The following is a 16,657-nucleotide window of genomic DNA, read 5'->3' on the forward strand; positions in this document are numbered from 1 at the left end:
ATGGGGGCTGACGATTATCTTCCAAAGCCATTCCACGGGCGCGAACTGCTGGCCCGCATCAAGGCCGTGCTGCGCCGAAGCGCCGGGCCGAAACCGGCACCACAGGATCCGGCGTCCCGGTTCATCTCCTTCGACGGATGGCGCCTCGACACCGGCAAGCGGGAACTGATTTCGGCGGATGACATCGTGGTCCAACTGAGCAGCGCGGAATACGAACTGCTTGTCGCCTTTCTGACCTGGCCGCAAGTCGTGCTGTCGCGCGAGAAGCTTCTGGACGCCACCCATGGCCGCTCTGCCATCATCTCGGATCGCAGCATCGACATCCAGGTCAGCCGGTTGCGGCGCAAGCTGGGCGACGACCCACGCGAGCCGCGCATCATCAAGACGATCTGGGGTGACGGCTATCTGTTCACGCCGGACATCAACTGATGGCCCTTCATGCCAGCATGCGGTTCCAGACGGCCGCCATCATCGTGGCAAGCTTCATCCTGTCCCATGCCGCCGGCCTTTTCTTTTATGCTCTTGATCGCCGGGACGCGCTTGCCGTGACCGAGGCCGTGGACCGCGCCGAAAGGGCCGCGGATATCAGCCGTCTTCTGCATGAATTGCCGGCCGACTGGCACGACAGCATCGTGCTGTTCTCGGACACCCGGAACTTTCGTGTCTGGCTGTCAGACCAGCCGGCCGTCGCCGTGCCGGATCCCACCAGGACCGAACGCGATATCACCGCCTATCTGCGGACCCAGGTGCCGCGTATTGCGGAAGGCGACCTGCGTGTCCGCCTCATCGGCGAGGAAGGATTTCAGGTCGCGCCGCCTCCTTTCGATCCGTCGGGCCGCGCCGGATCACCGGCCTACGCCCGCAACCTTCCCGACCAGGGATCCGCATTGGCCATCTCGATGCGGCATGACGGTGACGAATGGATCAACTTCATCGGCTTTCTCAGTCCGCAGCAGGCGTCTCTGCCCGGCCTGTTTTTGGCCAACTTCATTTCAAGCGCCATCGGGATCGCCCTTGTTGCCTTCTGGCTGGTCCGGCGGGTCACGCAACCGCTTGCCCGGCTGTCCGAGGCGGCCGAGCGTCTGGGGCGCAACCTGTTCTCGATGCCTCTGCCGGTGACCGGGCCAAGCGAGGTGGTGCTGGCTGCCACGGCCTTCAACAAGATGCAGCGCAGGCTGATACGGCTTATCCGTGGCAGGACCGNGACCGCCTTCGAGCACATCTTTGGCCGCGTGTGCCGCGAGCATGGGATCGAGCACAGGCTGACGAAGGTAAGGCATCCCTGGACGAACGGCCAAGTCGAGCGGATGAACCGCACGATCAAGGAGGCAACCGTCAAGCGCTTCCATTACGACAATCACGATCAACTGCGAACGCACCTCGACGACTTCATCGCAGCCTATAGCTTTGCCCGTCGGCTCAAGACGCTGAGCGGCCTGACGCCCTACGAATACATCTGCAAGGTCTGGACTTCAGAGCCAGACAGATTCATCGTCGATCCGATCCACCAGATGCCGGGACTGAACACCTAGAAGCGTCGGAACCAGTTGGGTTGCCGTATAAGGGCCGAACATGTTGGCGTTCATCGCTCCATCGATCATCCAAGGCCCGTGCAGCCGGCCATGCCGCACGGCCACAACGAAGGTCTGGCTTCAGTGTGAAGATGGCGAATGATCCGCGGGACTTCGTCTGCAAGGTGCCCAGCCGGTGGCCTTTGATGTGTTCGTCTAGACCCCGGCCGCCGTCACTGTCCGAGCTCCGGGTAGTAGCCCAATCATGTTCACTGACGAGTGCCTATAGGTGCACCGACTGCGGGATAAGGCCTTCCGATTTCAGATAGGCAACTACAGTTGGTGCTGGGGTGATCTTCGGAAACTTACTTGGATCAAAAACCTTATTAAACCGCCGAATTTTGCCCGCTTCACTCGTCGGCCAAATCTGTTTATCTGGCTGAAGTATTGCTTTCATCTCGTTTTCAGCTAAGGGTGTTTTTGCAAAAACACAATCGTATGTTGCAACTATGTGTAACAATACTTCGGAGAAGCCAATAACCCCTCGATAAGACAGCTTGACTTCGTCACCCACCGATTGGGCGGAGTGAAACTGAGGTGCATTTGCTCTTCCAATCTTCCCGGAATTTATTGCATGAGAAAACTCTGCCTGAGCGTCAAGCTGCCTTTGCCCGACCCGCCCTCCATTGTGAGCAACTGAGTTTCGTATTTCTTTGAAGTAACGATAGCAAATCAAAAGCCGGTCGATCCCTCCCTCGTCAATTCTTTCGGTAATTCGCTTGTCCCAAGTCACATTGCCTATGAATAAATTCGAAACTCCAAGTGTAGTCAATGCTTGCGTTACACCACCGTTACTTGCGCCAGTCGGAAATTGCAATTGCTTTTCAATAGCCCGCTTTTTGCTATCTCCAAAGTCGGACAGAGCAACTAGCGTGGAAAGGTAGTCTTCGAACACTGCGATTGCGTTTGTGAGTATAAAGGACGCAAAGGTTCCAAGTTGTTCGTCCCATGTGACCTCAACCGTGGCTCGCTTCAAGGAACCGGCGCCAATTCGAGAGCCACTCGCAAACCTTGCCTCCAGCATTCTAGCATCAGCGGTCGGGACGCTCTGTAAATAACCCTGGATCTGCCAGCGAAGATTCCACAGCGATATCGCGGTAGGGTGAATAAAATCATATAAACGGGTGATGGACCTATGAGCATCCCGCGATGCTTGAAAAATATACCGCGCATGATCACCCACGATAGAGACTCCCTAAAAATCGGATTGACATACATGTGTGCGCCATTATCTAGCTGAGTATCTTGTTTAAGTCCAGTTCGGAGAAAGCGGTTTCGTGCCATCTTTCATCAATCGTCAAATGCCATTTACGTGCTAATTTCAAACCTAGACCAGGTCCTTCTTGTGTTTCTTACCTAATGGATGACTGCACGCGACGTAAGCCGCGACAATCTAAGCACTCAGGTTAATTTCCGCAAACCTACGAAGTTAGCGTCCGGACGTTCAATGCAATCAATACGCAAGAAAAACTGCCGTTGATCGGCATTCTATGACCAGTCATCGGCCAAGCCGATTAGGGTCGGAAACTCAGTGTGATCTGAGATTGGACCCGTTGCCTCGCCAGGCTGCCTATTTGTATGCTCCCAGATTCCACTGAAGGTTTTTGTGCCCGACGCACGGCGCCATGGCAATTGCCTCTCCGATGAGCTTATCAAGAACTGCTGTTATCTTTGACGTATCATAGGGGCCTAGCTTTCTTCCCTCGCACCACGCGAGAAAGTCGATGCGGGGTGGATCCTTTGGATCCACAATTCCATTGTATTTCTTCTCGGACTTGTCCCATGAACCCCAGCGGAGAACCGAGGGTCCATTTCGGTGTGACCGCGTTAGGTCGAGATACGCCTCAATCGGTGCGCCGATGCCGTTTATGTCGAGTTGTTGCTCCAATCCACCCGGGCCAACGGTGGGAAAGCTCTTGAAGACATTCAGATCAGGTAGAGTCATTGCTCGACAGTAGGGACCGATAGAGCGAAGCGTCAGTGACCTGAAGCTCCTCCATCCTTCGATATCGTTGTCAAATATGCCGATGACGCGAAGTTCGGCACCCAGCTGTTGAAGGCCGCGGAGCAACTTGGGAATGTCACCGGCGCCGCCGAAGGGCCATTCGCTCGTGCTGAAGAAGCGGAAGAAGTCAGCCACATCCGGGCGCAGCTTTTTCATCGCTGCCTCGATTATTTCTGCGTCAGTCTTACCCTCAGTCACGACAAGGATTTTGTGCGATCGGGGTGGGCCGAGCCTGATGTGCTCTTCAGCGACAGAAAGATCGGATATTCCGGGGCCGTAATGCCAGACGACGTCGAGGTCTAGGTTGTCGGTGTTTTCAGCCAGCATCCGCATGCGGCTGAGAGGCGGAACAACGTCTAGTAACGCATGGAGTTGCTCAATGCCTGGCGGGATGTCATCGATACTTTCGATCCAGCCAAAATGAATATCGCGGCGCTTGTTTCGCATCTCCCCAAACAGGTCGACGGGGTCGTTAAGTAGAGAGCGAATACAATGTTGCTTTACCGTATCCATTATCTCAGCAAACGTCGCGACCGGGCTCGGCTTTTCATTGAGAAAAAATCTTATGTCGAAAGCCCCATAGTCGTAGTCTGCCAAAGCACGGTCTATGCTGTGATCCAGTAACTCCAAACGATGGATCATTGCTCGGAGACGCCTTCGGGCGGCCTGAATGTAGGTTCCGCCGAGATTGTGACCAAAGACCGAGTTCCGGCTCTCCAGTTCAGTTCGGGCATCAAGTTCGTCAGGATGGAGTTCCCGCTCGCTGAGCTCTGTTCTGTCCGTGTTGGCGAAAAGACCTGCGTATATCTCTTCTTTTGGGCTTTCGGTCGCCTCGATAAGCATCTCGCCCAGCCGAAGAGTCATCTTTGTTGGCTGGAGCAGTGTTCTTGCCATCTTTTCGTTCCTGTCCTCAGTAGTAGTCGCTGTTATCCTGACGGGATGGTTATAGAGGTGGCAGGTGCCTTGAAAGACCCGTCCCCGGGCTGTCAGTCTTCCGTTCCGGGAAAGCTAGGCAAACTGCCTGTATGGCTTTTATTCATCAGCAGATTGCCCAAACTTGCCTTCGCAACTATGGTCGCTGCAACAGATTTCGACGGTGATTTTCATGACGTCTTCTATTGATGCCCTCCTGGACAGCTACCGGGCAGCAGCGGCTTCTGAGCGTGAAAAAGGCACCTATTACGAACGGCTCTGTGCGGCGTTCCTGACCCATGATCCCCTCCAGGCCGAGCAGTATGAGCAGGTCTGGACCTGGGTGGATTGGGCGGCGAGGAACGGTTGGGTGGGCAAGGATGTCGGCATCGATCTCGTTGCCAAGCTGCGGGGTCATGAGGGATATGCCGCGATCCAGTGCAAGTTCTACGCCGCCAAGCACAAGATCGCGAAAGCCGACATTGATTCCTTCATCTCGGCCTCGGGGAAGGAGCCTTTCGCGCGCCGCGTCATCATGGATTCGACCGAAGGCGAATGGTCGGACAACGCGGAAGCCATGCTCATTGGCCAGGTGATCCCAGTCATCCGGATCGGGCTGGTCGATATGCGGGCATCAGCGATCCAGTGGGGTGTCTTCGCGGCCAAGCAGGAAGTGGCGCTCGAAGCGAAGAAGGAACTGCGGCCGCACCAGACGGATGCCGTCAATGCTGTCCGCAAGGGGCTGACGGAATATTCCCGCGGCAAGATTATCATGGCTTGTGGCACTGGTAAAACTTTCACCGCGCTGAAGATCGCTGAGGATCTGGTCGGTGCAGACGGCACCGTGCTGTTCCTGATCCCATCGCTCGCGCTGATGGCTCAGACCGTCAGGGAATGGACCAATGATACCACGACGCCGCTTCGCTCCTTCGCGGTCTGTTCAGACAGCCAGGTGGGCCGACGCCGTGTCGCCAAGGATGACGTGGCCGAGATCACCACCCTCGACCTGGCGTTTCCAGCGACCACCGATCCTGCATCACTCGCTGCCGGTGTGGCCGATCCTGCCATGGGTAAGATGACTGTCGTCTTTGCCACCTATCAGTCGATCCAGGGAGTATCCGACGCGCAACTCAAGCACGGCATGGGGCGCTTCGACCTGATCATCTGCGACGAAGCTCATCGCACCACCGGCGCAACCATCGACGGGCAGGAGGAAAGTAACTTCGTCAAGGTCCACAACGATGCAATCGTCGGTGCCAACAAACGGCTCTACATGACCGCGACGCCGCGTATCTACGGCGACGCAGCTAAATCGAAGGCGAATGACCTGGGTGTCACCCTTGCGACGATGGACAACGAAGAGCTTTTCGGCCCGACGCTGTTCTATCGAGGGTTCGGCTGGGCGGTGCAGGAGGGGCTGCTGACCGACTACAAGGTCGTCGTGCTGACGATGGATGAGGGACTGGTGGCTCGCTCGGTCCAGCACCGCATTGAGGATCCGACCAGCGGTCTCGTGCTCGATGATGCCACGCGTATCCTCGGCTGCTACAAGGCATTGACCAAGATGGACATCCAGGCCGATCTTGGGGCGGACACCCAGCCCATGCGTCGGGCACTGGCCTTCTGCCGCGACATCGCGTCCTCCAAGCTCGTTCGCGACGAGTTCTCGGACGTGGTGAACGAATATCTTGGATCGGAGGAGGTGAAGCAACGTGAGGCAGATCTCACCCGGCATCAGCTCGACTGCGAGATCAGGCATGTCGACGGCACCTTCAACGCGAAAACGCGTGGCGAGTTGCTGGACTGGCTCAAGGCTGAGACCCAGGATCAGACCTGTCGGATCCTAACCAATGCCCGCTGCTTGTCCGAGGGCGTCGACGTGCCAGCGCTGGACGCCATCATGTTCCTGCACCCACGCAAGTCGCAGATCGATGTGGTGCAGTCGGTGGGCCGGGTGATGCGGCGGGCTCCGGGTAAGCGCATGGGCTATGTCATTTTGCCTGTTGGCATCCCAGCCAGCAAGTCGCCCGAAGAGGCGCTGAACGATAACGAGAAATACCGGGTCGTCTGGCAGATCCTGAACGCCCTGCGCGCCCACGACGAGCGGCTGGATGCGACTATAAACCAGATGTCCCTAGGACAGGACGTCTCGGACAAGGTTGAGATCATCAGCCTAGACAGCAAGGAGTTGCAGTCGGTTACGGCGACTGTAGAAAATCTACCATCAAAGACTGCCGTCAAGCGTTCTGGCATCGCCGGTCGGGGCCAGGATAGGGATGACGACGATTTCGTTATTGAGGATGATCGAGAGCCTGAACAGGGCTCGATGGTCCTCGACGACTTCAGCCGTGCCATCAAGGCGAAGATCGTCAAGAAGTGCGGCGACCGCGAATACTGGGACCGCTGGGCGGCCAGCCTGCGCGATATCGCCTTGGCTCATATCACCCGGCTCGAGGCCATCCTCTCGGTCCCTGGCAGCCCTGCCAGGCACGCCTTCGACTCCTTCCTGGCCGAGATCCGTGATGACCTTAACAGCGGCATCACTGAGGCCGAGGCCATCGAGATGCTGGCGCAACACATCATTACGCGTCCAGTCTTCGATGCGCTCTTCGAGGGCCACGCCTTCACCGAGGAGAACCCAGTTTCGCGCGCCATCCAAGGCGTGCTCGAGACGTTGGAGAGTGCGCATCTGGAAAAGGAAAGCCGCGATCTCGACGAGTTCTACCAAAGCGTCCGCAACAAGGCACAGGGCATCACCGACCCCGCCGCCAAGCAGGAACTAGTCCGCCAACTCTACGACAACTTCTTTGGTGTCGCCTTCAAGGGCACGCGCGACAAGCTGGGGATTGTCTACACCCCCATCGAGATCGTCGACTTCATCATCCGGTCGGTCAACGATGTGCTTCAGGACGAGTTTGGTCAGTCCCTTGGGTCGAAGGGTGTCCATATCATTGACCCCTTCACCGGCACGGGCACCTTCATCACGCGCCTGCTACAGTCCGGCCTGATCCAGCCTGACGAGCTTGAGCACAAGTTCCGCTACGAGCTGCACGCGAACGAGATCGTGCTGCTGGCCTATTACATCGCCGCGATCAACATTGAGTCCGTTTATCACGGCTTGAACGGCGGCAACTACACGCCCTTTAACGGCATACTGAGCTGCTCCCCGGAAATTGGACAGTGACGGAAGCTACGATCTGACGTTTGCTGGTCTCCAAGAACGAGGAGATCAGGAATGCNTCTTCGTGCGCTCGATGACATCGATGTCATCATCGGCACCTTCCTGAATTACGCCCGAACCTTGGACGAGGCTGAGCCCAAGAGCCGTATCGATCTTGGAGCACTGGTCGGCAGCATCTGCGATGATCTTGCCGACAGCGGCGCTTGCATCAGCTGCGATTGCGCTTCTGGCATCATCATCTCCTGCAAGCGCGTGGGCATCAAGCGTGCCGTGACGAACCTGATCGAGAATGCCCTCAAGTACGGACAGGAAGCACATGTGAGCACACACCGTTCCAGGCATGTTGCCGTCATCTCGGTGGAGGATCGGGGACCGGGCATTCCCGAAAGCCAGCTTGAAAGGGTGTTCCTGCCATTCAGCCGTGGCGACAAGTCCCGCTCCTCCGAGTCCGAGGGCATTGGCCTTGGCCTGAGCATTGCACAAGCCATAGCCGAGGATCATGGCGGCGAGGTCCGCTTGATCAACCTCAGCGGGGGCGGTCTGCGCGCCGAGCTTGTTCTTCCCTTGTGACCCGCCCCCTGGATTGCCGGACGCATATCAGAGGCGAGAACAACGTCTGCCACTGTGGAAAACGTCCCTTCCGGTCGCATTCATATTGATTCGTTTTCCGCCGAACGGCCAGGGACCGACGACGCGCTGACCTTGCAGTTCCACACGCGAACGGCGTCAAATTGTATCGGCAGCCGTGTCTGACACATGCTGTCACAGCCTCGACAAACACATAGCGAATCCAGCGTCCCGACATCCCCTAACTTGGTTTCGTGGCCATCGTGCCGGTGCGGCTTCGGCTTTCGGTCGGCAGGCCGCACGTCTTGCAGAGCAAAACCGAAAGGAGATGGACATGGCATTCGCTGCCGTTTGCGCCAGACCCAGAATGACGACCCTTGCCGCAGCCGCGCTGCTGGGCTTCCCTCTCTGTGCGGGCGCTGTCCTGGCCCAGGACGCGCCTAAGGCAGATGCACCAGGCAACACGGGCGCGCAGCAGACGCAGTCGTCGGATCAGACGGCGCAGGCTGCTGGCGGACAGGCGTCCACGGGCGTTGTCGCCGATGGGCTGCTTGCAACCATTGGCGGCGTGGAAATCCGCAACTCCGATCTGCTGACGGCGATCGGTGCGCTTCCTCCGCCCCTTTCCGCCCAACCGCCCGAGATCGTGGCCTCGCTTGCGCTGCAGCAACTGCTTCTGCGTGAGGCCATCGTGCAGAAGGCGCGATCCCAGAACCTGGCCCAGGATCCCGAGGTCCAGTCGCTGGTCTCGCAGGCCACGCAAACGGCCGAGGAAAACGCGCTTGTGCAGGTCTGGCTGCAACGCGAACTGCAGAACCGCGTGACCGCTGACGCCGTGGATCAAGCCTATGCGGCGTTAAAGGCCGTTTCGACCGACGAGGTGCCGCCGCTGGACGAGGTGCGGACCCAACTGGAACAGGGCCTTCGCCGCCAGGCGGTCGAGCAGATCGAACGCTCGCTTCTGACCGGGGCGGATATCACCTTCTATGGACCGGACGGAAAACCCCGCCCGGGGCCGCAGGCCAGCGGCGATGGCGGCGCCGATGGCGCTGCCGCAGCGGCGGACCAGACGGGCGCGGCCGCGGACCCCGGCAGCGCGCAGACCGGCAACTGAAGCTTGGTCGGCACCTGCCAGCAATCATGCACCCAACCAAATTGGAGGAAAGATCATGACGAATTACACGCAACTCACCGCGAACGGCCTTGTGGCCCTGCTTCTTTGCACCACGCCGGTCCTGGCGCAGGCCGGATGGGACGAAGGAGCCTGGGACGCGGATGACGATGGCCTCTTGAGCATCGAGGAGTTCCGCGAGGGCTTCCGTGAACGGGTCGACTTCACGGACTGGGATGATGATGGCAACGGCGTCTTGTCCGAAGTGGAGTTCAGCAGCGGGATCTACGGCCGGTACGATGGCGACCTGACGGATGCCATCGAGGTAACAGAATACGGCGCCCTTGAACGCGATTTCGGCGACGAGGGCTTTTGGCGCTTCCACCGCGAGCAAGTGGTCGAGGCCCGGCAGGGCGGGGAAGAAGTTGTTGACGAGGAGGTCGCGGACACCGCGACGGACGCCGATGATGCCGTCACCTCGGCCGACGAACCTGCGGGGGAAGCAATAGGCTTCCAAGCTTGGGACGTCGACGGCGACGGCGTTATTCTCGGCAATGAATTCCAGACCGGCTTCCAGACCTGGGGGCTGTTTGCCGAGTTCGACAGGACCGGTGATGGCAGCATCACCGAAGACGAACTGACCCAAGAGATCTTCGATCGCTACGACGACGACGGTGACGGCCTGATCGAGGAACCGGAACTGGCCGATATCGGCGACGACATGGGCGACGAAGGCCTGTGGGACGTCTGAACGGCTTAGCGGGCTGCACCGTGCGGTGAAAGCACCTGCACGTCATCCAAAGCGGCCTGGCCGAAAACCGGCGGCGAACGCCGCCCCAACGAAGAACCTGGAGAACAACATGACGTTGGAACTGAAAAAGATCGCAGGCCTGGGTGCCGTTCTTGCAGCCCTCGCCGCAAGCCCGGCAATGGCCCAGAACATGACCGAATGGGACAGCGACGGCGATGGCGCCTTGAACCAGGAGGAATTCGGCACGGGCTGGAATTCCGCCTTTGGCGAAGACGAGACCGCGTTCAGCACCTGGGACGGGGACGATGACGGAGCGCTGAGCGAGGACGAGTACAACGCCGGCGTGTTCAACTCGTATGACAGGGACGACAGCGGCGTCATCGAGGAGCCCGAGTTCGGTGATGTCGGGGACGATCTGGGCGACGAAGGCTTCTGGGACGTCTGACCGTTCCGGGGCAGGGTGGGCGTCAAAGGCCCGCCCTGCCGTCCCGGTCCCCTCGGCTTCCGCCGATGGCAAGTCAGGCGAGGCCGAAAGCTGTTCACGGACAACCCGCGGGTTCCAGCATCTGACCGCTGGAGCCCGGATGCAATCGGAGGAGATCCCCATGACGACGACGAACTGGAAGACCTGCAGCAAGCAAGTTGCTGCGGCGTTCGGTCTTGCCTTGGCAGCCGGGCCTTTGTGGGCGCAGCAGTCGCAAGACAGCGCCTCGACCCAAGCAGCGGGCAGCGAGGCCGCAAAGAGCCAGGCCGAAAAAGTTGGGATGCGCAACGTCGAGGATGTAAAGGGCAGCAGTGTCCTGAAGGGAACATCTCCCGCAGACACTGTCCTCTACATGATCGTCGGCCCAGCGGGAGAACTTCTTGCGCTTGCCACGCCTCTTCCCGGATCATCAGCACATCCGGCTGCTTCAAACGCTCAGGGCAGTTCAACGGGCGGAGGGAGCAACAGCGGAAGCCAAGCAGCTTCAAACAGCGCGGCCAAAGCCGGAGAAGCCGCTGAAAGCGGCTACATGGCGACGCAGGCGCAGCCGGCGATGCCAAACATGTGGGATCCAGCGGCAGTTGAAAACGGCATCCGGCAGCTCGAACTTGGCACACGTGCCGCTGCCGGCGAGATACAGGAAAACTGACCGGTTGCTGCCCCGGTCCCCGTGCCGGGGCACGTTATCTTCCATCGCCAGCTATGACACAAGAAGCACGAAGGGGCGCCGCCCTCGTTTCGTTAGCCCCAACGACAACAAAACCGCCCGTGCCCATTGGCGATGATGCCGCCGTGTCATGCCAGAGGGAAACACGGGACTGGCCTTTACCATCTGTTTTGACATGGCTGCCATACCGCCCGTTCAACGACGGCTCTCAGGAAAGAATGAAGGATGGATGCAGGCAGGATCTCTCGGGCTCGTTTCTGGCTGCTGGTCGCCATCACCGTGGTCCTGGGCGGATGGGCCCTGTATGCAACGGGTGCCTTCATGGTCCCGGTCATCTTTTCCCTCGCCCTTGCGCTGTTGGTTGCGCCACTGGACCGGTGCGTGACCCAGCGACTGCCCACGAGGTTCGGGTGGCTTGGCCATGTGGCTGCCATGGGCGTCGTCCTGGTGTCTCTGCTGCTGCTGATGGGCATGGTCTGGATTGCCGCACAACAGCTTGTCGACCGCTTTCCGTCATCAGGCGTTAGCGGCAGCCTGCTGCCTCAGTTCGGGCAAGAGTTCCGAAGCCCATCGGGCAGTTCCACCGCGGATGCAGCAGCAGACTCGCCAGTTGCAGCGCAGGGTAGTCCCGAAGGTGCCGTCATTGATGCCCCATCCTCAGTCGCCCAAGGCTCCATCAAGCCGCTCCGCCAACTTCTCTCAAGCACCTTCGTGGTCGAAAAACTGGGATCCTGGGCATCCGGCATGGCCCTGAAAATCCTCGGCGCAGCCAGCGGCACATTGTTCGCGACTGTGCTCGTGTTCTTTCTGACGCTTATCATGCTCATCGAGGCGCCGAGATGGCGCCAGAAGATCGGCAACATCCTGAACCGTTCCGCGCACGACAAGACGATGGAGTCGATCATAGTCATTTCCCGCTTGTTGCGCCGCTATCTGATGGCGCGCACGGTCTTGGGCATTGTCACCGCAGTTCTGTACATAGCCTGGCTCTGGATTTTCGGGGTCGACCTGCTTGTGGTCTGGGGCATGCTGACCTTTGTGCTCGGCTACCTGCCAACGCTCGGCTCGCTGATTGCAGGGGCGTTGCCGGTCCTCTACGTGGTGGTGCAAAAGGATCCAGGCGCGGCGATCGCCGTCGGCGTCGGGATTTTCATCATCGAGCAGGTGATGGGTAACTATATCGACCCAAGGGTGCAGGGTCGGCAGGTGTCGCTGTCTTCACTTGTCGTGCTGATCGCTCTTCTGGTTTGGGGCTGGCTCTGGGGAATCGCAGGGGCAATCCTGGCTGTGCCCATTACCATCGCGGCGATGATCATCTGCGCCCATATAGAAAGTCTTCGGCCTTTCGCGCTGATGTTGAGCAACGCCAGCAACTTGGAAGAACTCGACCGGCAAGTAACCTGCAGCGATTGATAGCCTAGATCCGAGGTCTTTCCGGGACCGGTTTCCGAAACAGGCCGGTGCCGGTTTGCCAATCCGCAAACAGTCATTCCTTCAACGGGCAATACACAGGTGGCTTGCTGGAAGGCGCGGGTTATCCCGCACAGGTAGCCTCCTGTCCCAGCTCAGTTGAAACATCCCCTTTGGCCCAATTATTTGTCATATAATCCGGATTATGGAACATCAGGCGTTGCCGCCGTCGGCGTCCTGCGTGCCATAGCCTCGGCGCAGCTTGCGTCGAAGCCATAGCTGCTGTTCGCGCTGCGCGTCGGGAAGGTCGGCGAACCAATGGCGCCGTTCCTGGCCGTGATGGCCGATGCGGCCCCAGTTGCGGATCAGGACAACGCCGCCGAACAGGTCGGGCGTGATCTCGATCCGGTAGAACCGCGCCAGGTTCTGCGACGGATCACGACGGGCCAGAAGCAGGCTGCTTTGTTCCTGTGTCATGGTTCCAGTATCCGGCCACGCTTTCGGAAAATCCAATGATCATTGTGAATCGGACCCGCCCAAACGATTCCCCGTGATGATGTGTTCCAGCCCCCTTCAGGTTTCGATCCGCACCGGGGCACCTTTGTAGGCGGGGGTTTTCGAGGCTCGGTCATGCCAGGCCAGCGGCACCAGCGGGTTCGTTTCCGGATAATAGGCGGCGACGCAGCCGGGCGGCAGGTCATAGGGCACGACGCTCAGCCCCTCGATCCGCCGGGTGACGCCATCCTCGACGGCCGACACCAGGGTGACGCGCTGCCCCTCGGCCAGTCCCGACCGCTCCATCTCGGGCCGAGAGATCAGGACGATCATGCGGTCCCCCTCCAGCCCCCGCAAGCGGTCGTGGAAGTCATAGATGGTGGTGTTGAACTGGTCGTTCGACCGCAGCGTGATCAGCGTGAAGATGCCCTGTCCCGGTTCCTCGCCCAAGGCCGAAAGGCTTTGGGGCTTGGTGAACTGGGCCTTGCCGCTGTCGGTCTGCCAATCCCGCCTGCGCGCCGAATTGCCGCGATAGAACCCGCCCGCCTGGAACAGCCGGTCGTTGAAGTCGCGGAACTGGTCGGGATAGGTCGCCTCGATAAGGTCGCGGATCCTGGCATAGTCGCCCACCCAGTCATCCCATTTGACCTGCGGCTTGGGCGGCAGCGTCGCCTTGGCAATGCCTGCGATGATGGCGGGTTCCGACAGCAGGTGGCGCGATGCAGGCGGCCTGCGCCCCATCGAGCCGTGGATGTGGCTGAGGCTGTCTTCCATTGATACCGCCTGCGGCCCGGTCCTTTGGCGGTCGCGTTCCGCGCGCACCAGGCAGGGCAGCAGCCAGGCCCCGTCGCCCACCAGCACATGCGAGCGGTTCAGCTTGGTGGCGATCTGGACATTCAGATCCAACCTGGCCCAGGCAGGATCGGCCTGGTGCTGGTCGGGGATCGCACGGGCGAAGTTGCCGCCCAGGCCGATGAAGCCGCGCACGGTGCCGTCGATGACCCCCTGGACGACGTCGACGGTCGTCATGCCGGTGTCTTCCGGCGGGTCGAAGGCAAACAGTTCGGACAGGCGGTCCAGCGGCACCAGTTCGGGCTTTTCCGAGATGCCGACGGTGCGTTGGCCCTGGACGTTGGAATGGCCGCGGACCGGGCAGATGCCGGTGCCGGGTCGGCCGATATGGCCGCCCATCAGCAGCAGGTTGACCAGCATTCCGATGCTGTCGCTGCCATGGACATGCTGGGTCAGGCCCATGCCATAGATGCCGATGACGCGCTGCGACGCCGCGACGATCTCGGCCACTTCGACCAGGTCGGTGCGCGGCAGGCCCGATGCCGCCTCAATATCGTCCCAAGAGGATGCATGGATCCAGGCTTCGAAGGCATCGAAATCGTGTCCGTGTTCGGCGATGAAATCACGGTCCACGGCGCCGATCTCGAGCAGGTGCTTGCAGATCCCTGCGATGGCCGCGATGTCGCCGCCCGGTCGCAGTTGCAGGTAAAGATCCGAAATGGGCGTGCCGCGCCGCGACAGCATCTCGGTCGGGCTTTGCGGGTTCGTGAACTCGACAAGGCCGCGTTCACGGATGGGGTTGAAGGTGACGATCTTGCAGCCGCGCTTCACGGCCTGCTGGATCGGATGCAGGAAGCGCGGGCTGTTCGTGCCGGTGTTCTGGCCGAAGAACAGCATCAGGTCGCAGTGGTCGAAATCATCCAGGACGCAGGTGCCCACGGCTTCGCCGATGGTGCTTTTCAGCGCAACGCTGGTGGTCTCGTGGCACATGTTGGAACTGTCGGGCAGGTTGTTGTGCCCGTAAAGCCGCGCGAAAAGCTGGTAGAGATACGAGGTCTCGAGGCTGGCGCGGCCCGAGGCATAGAAGACCGTCGATTTCGGATCCAGTCCGCGAAGCTTGGCGCCTATGGCCTTGAATGCCTCGGGCCAGGTCGTCTCGACATAACGGTCGCTGGAGGGGTCATAGCGCATCGGATGCGTCAGCCGCCCCACCGCCTCGAGGTCGTGGTCGCACCAGGTCCGCAGTTCGGCCAGCGTATGGCGGGCGAAGAAGTCGGGGCCGCAGCGGTCGCGGGTCAGGTCCCAGATGGTCGCCTTTGCCCCGTTCTCGCAAAATTCGGCCAGGTGGGGCGAGGGCGGCTTGGCCCAGGCACAGGACGTGCACATATGGCCTCCGGGCTTGTTCTGGCGGCGCAGCGTTTCCACGACGCCCAGCCGGATGCGATCCTTGGCGGCATGTTTCAGCACGCTTTTCAGCGAACCCCAGCCCCCGGTGGGGCGGTCGTAGAAAGGCGTCGTCGGGTCTTGTCCGCGTTCTTCCCGGCTCATGTTCCGGCCTCCGCAGTCAGGATGGGTTCATGGATCGGGCAGCCGTTGAACCGCTGCCTGAAATCGGCCGACATCCGGTAAGGCCGTCGTCGGGCGCGGTTGATCGCGCCCAGGGGACGGTGGTCCTGGATCCCCGTCCAGACGGAAAAGCGCATGTGGTCATCGACCAGTTCGGCCGCCTCCTCAGTCCAACCGGTCTGGGCCGGGACATGCAGGCGTGCCACGGTGACGAAGGGGCTGTCGGCTTCGTCCCACAGGACCGAGGGATCCTCGACGGGTTGCCTGTCCAGGTCACGGCAAAGCTGCACGCGCAGGTTCCAGACCACGTCGCCGGTCTGCATGTCCGCGGCCAGCGTCTCGCGGATGGCGTCGGGCCGTCCACGGGTATCGATGACCTGCCCCGAGTGGCGCGTCAGGCTGGCCGAGGCAGGCTGCAGAGACAGCTTCGCGACATGGTCGCCATGTCGATAAGGGGTCTGTGTGAAATAGGTCTCGCCCAGCGGATGGACATTCGGGGCGCCGCCCAGGGTCTTCAGCGTCGCGCTTTCGCCGCCGGCAGCCTCGACGATCCTTTCGGCCCCGCGCAGAACCGCCGACAGCCCGCGCTTGGCCCATTCCGCCCTGTCGGTGGTCCGTGCCAGCAGCTTGAGGTTCTTGAGAAAGGTCTGGGGATCGGGCGCGGTGAAGACCGGGCCGTTCACGAAGATGAAGTCCTGGTTCCGGCCCTCGGCCCCCTCAAGCCGCGGGCCCTCGACGCCGATCACCTTCAGTGCAAGCCCGCGCGGGACCGAAATGGAATCGTGCAGCAGATCCCCCGGATTGGTCGAGATGCGGATGATCGCGCCATGCCGCCCGGGGCGGGCGAAGATGCCTTGGGACAGTTCGGCGGGAAGGCCGGGCAGGATCTCCAGCTCGCCGCGCAGGATGCCGTGGCTTTTCGCGTGGACGGACCGGACCGCGTGGCCATAGTCCCTGGACGTCGTTTCCATGATGTCACGAAGGGTTTCCAACAGCTCGTCGATGACACGGCCCTCGTCCGGACCCTCGGTTTCGACATCGGGGGAATAGCGGACTGGAGGCTGCATGGTCGACCCTTTGCTGCGGCTGGTGTGGCAAGGGGTCAACAGGTCCGGCGGAAAAGCGTTCCGCCTCAGGCCGCCGCC

The 16,657-nt window shown here is 60.4% G+C and carries 13 protein-coding genes and 2 pseudogenes; 10 read left to right on the plus strand and 5 right to left on the minus strand.

Features of this window, described 5'->3' with window-relative positions:
* The 3 genes and pseudogenes from IE224_RS09085 to IE224_RS20990 all read left to right on the plus strand — a co-directional run.
* A partial coding sequence (locus tag IE224_RS09085) for a winged helix-turn-helix domain-containing protein (RefSeq protein WP_191309629.1) occupies positions 1 to 429 on the plus strand: 429 nt, incomplete at its 5' end.
* A gap of 470 nt (positions 430 to 899) precedes the next feature.
* Positions 900 to 1,166 (plus strand): annotated as a pseudogene (locus IE224_RS20985) (HAMP domain-containing protein); the annotation flags it as partial.
* Positions 1,167 to 1,214: 48 nt separating this feature from the next.
* Positions 1,215 to 1,532: pseudogene (locus IE224_RS20990) on the plus strand (integrase core domain-containing protein); the annotation flags it as partial.
* 262 nt (positions 1,533 to 1,794) lie between these two features.
* On the opposite strand, the gene IE224_RS09095 reads toward IE224_RS20990, so the two are convergent.
* Complete coding sequence (locus IE224_RS09095) at positions 1,795 to 2,754, minus strand: hypothetical protein (RefSeq protein WP_191309633.1); 960 nt, start codon at positions 2,752 to 2,754, stop codon at positions 1,795 to 1,797.
* Positions 2,755 to 3,141: 387 nt separating this feature from the next.
* Positions 3,142 to 4,470, minus strand: a complete 1,329-nt coding sequence (locus IE224_RS09100) for a HEPN/Toprim-associated domain-containing protein (protein ID WP_191309635.1) — start codon at positions 4,468 to 4,470, stop codon at positions 3,142 to 3,144.
* A gap of 211 nt (positions 4,471 to 4,681) precedes the next feature.
* Between IE224_RS09100 and IE224_RS09105 the strand changes: the two genes are divergently transcribed.
* The 7 genes from IE224_RS09105 (at position 4,682) to IE224_RS09135 (ending at position 12,662) form a co-directional block, all read left to right on the plus strand.
* The gene (locus IE224_RS09105; protein ID WP_191309638.1) at positions 4,682 to 7,672 is read left to right on the plus strand and encodes a restriction endonuclease; all 2,991 of its coding nucleotides are present in this window, start codon (positions 4,682 to 4,684) and stop codon (positions 7,670 to 7,672) included.
* A 51-nt stretch (positions 7,673 to 7,723) separates the two neighbouring features.
* Entirely contained in the window at positions 7,724 to 8,239 is a 516-nt protein-coding gene (locus IE224_RS09110) for an ATP-binding protein (protein ID WP_191309640.1), read from the plus strand.
* A 364-nt stretch (positions 8,240 to 8,603) separates the two neighbouring features.
* The gene (locus tag IE224_RS09115; RefSeq protein WP_191309643.1) at positions 8,604 to 9,350 is read left to right on the plus strand and encodes a hypothetical protein; all 747 of its coding nucleotides are present in this window, start codon (positions 8,604 to 8,606) and stop codon (positions 9,348 to 9,350) included.
* Positions 9,351 to 9,405: 55 nt separating this feature from the next.
* On the plus strand, positions 9,406 to 10,098 hold the full coding sequence (locus IE224_RS09120) for an EF-hand domain-containing protein (RefSeq protein ID WP_191309645.1): 693 nt from the start codon (positions 9,406 to 9,408) through the stop codon (positions 10,096 to 10,098).
* A gap of 109 nt (positions 10,099 to 10,207) precedes the next feature.
* Positions 10,208 to 10,543: a hypothetical protein gene (locus tag IE224_RS09125; protein ID WP_191309647.1), complete on the plus strand. Its 336-nt coding sequence runs from the start codon at positions 10,208 to 10,210 to the stop codon at positions 10,541 to 10,543.
* Between the two features lie 160 nt (positions 10,544 to 10,703).
* Positions 10,704 to 11,231: a hypothetical protein gene (locus tag IE224_RS09130; RefSeq protein ID WP_191309650.1), complete on the plus strand. Its 528-nt coding sequence runs from the start codon at positions 10,704 to 10,706 to the stop codon at positions 11,229 to 11,231.
* Between the two features lie 243 nt (positions 11,232 to 11,474).
* Complete coding sequence (locus IE224_RS09135) at positions 11,475 to 12,662, plus strand: AI-2E family transporter (protein WP_191309652.1); 1,188 nt, start codon at positions 11,475 to 11,477, stop codon at positions 12,660 to 12,662.
* A 210-nt stretch (positions 12,663 to 12,872) separates the two neighbouring features.
* Here IE224_RS09135 and IE224_RS09140 read toward each other — a convergent pair whose 3' ends face one another.
* From IE224_RS09140 to IE224_RS09150, 3 genes are all read right to left on the minus strand, one after another.
* On the minus strand, positions 12,873 to 13,136 hold the full coding sequence (locus IE224_RS09140) for a WGR domain-containing protein (RefSeq protein ID WP_191309654.1): 264 nt from the start codon (positions 13,134 to 13,136) through the stop codon (positions 12,873 to 12,875).
* Positions 13,137 to 13,232: 96 nt separating this feature from the next.
* Positions 13,233 to 15,494 carry an FdhF/YdeP family oxidoreductase gene (locus tag IE224_RS09145; protein WP_191309656.1) on the minus strand — a complete coding sequence of 754 codons (2,262 nt, stop codon included), beginning with the start codon at positions 15,492 to 15,494 and terminating at the stop codon, positions 13,233 to 13,235.
* Positions 15,491 to 16,579: a catalase family protein gene (locus IE224_RS09150; RefSeq protein WP_191309659.1), complete on the minus strand. Its 1,089-nt coding sequence runs from the start codon at positions 16,577 to 16,579 to the stop codon at positions 15,491 to 15,493. Before IE224_RS09150 ends, IE224_RS09145 begins: the two co-directional genes overlap by 4 nt.
* Positions 16,580 to 16,657 lie beyond the last annotated feature (78 nt).

Origin of the sequence: Paracoccus aerius (assembly GCF_014656455.1) — a bacterium.
GTDB classification, from domain to species: Bacteria; Pseudomonadota; Alphaproteobacteria; order Rhodobacterales; family Rhodobacteraceae; genus Paracoccus; species Paracoccus aerius.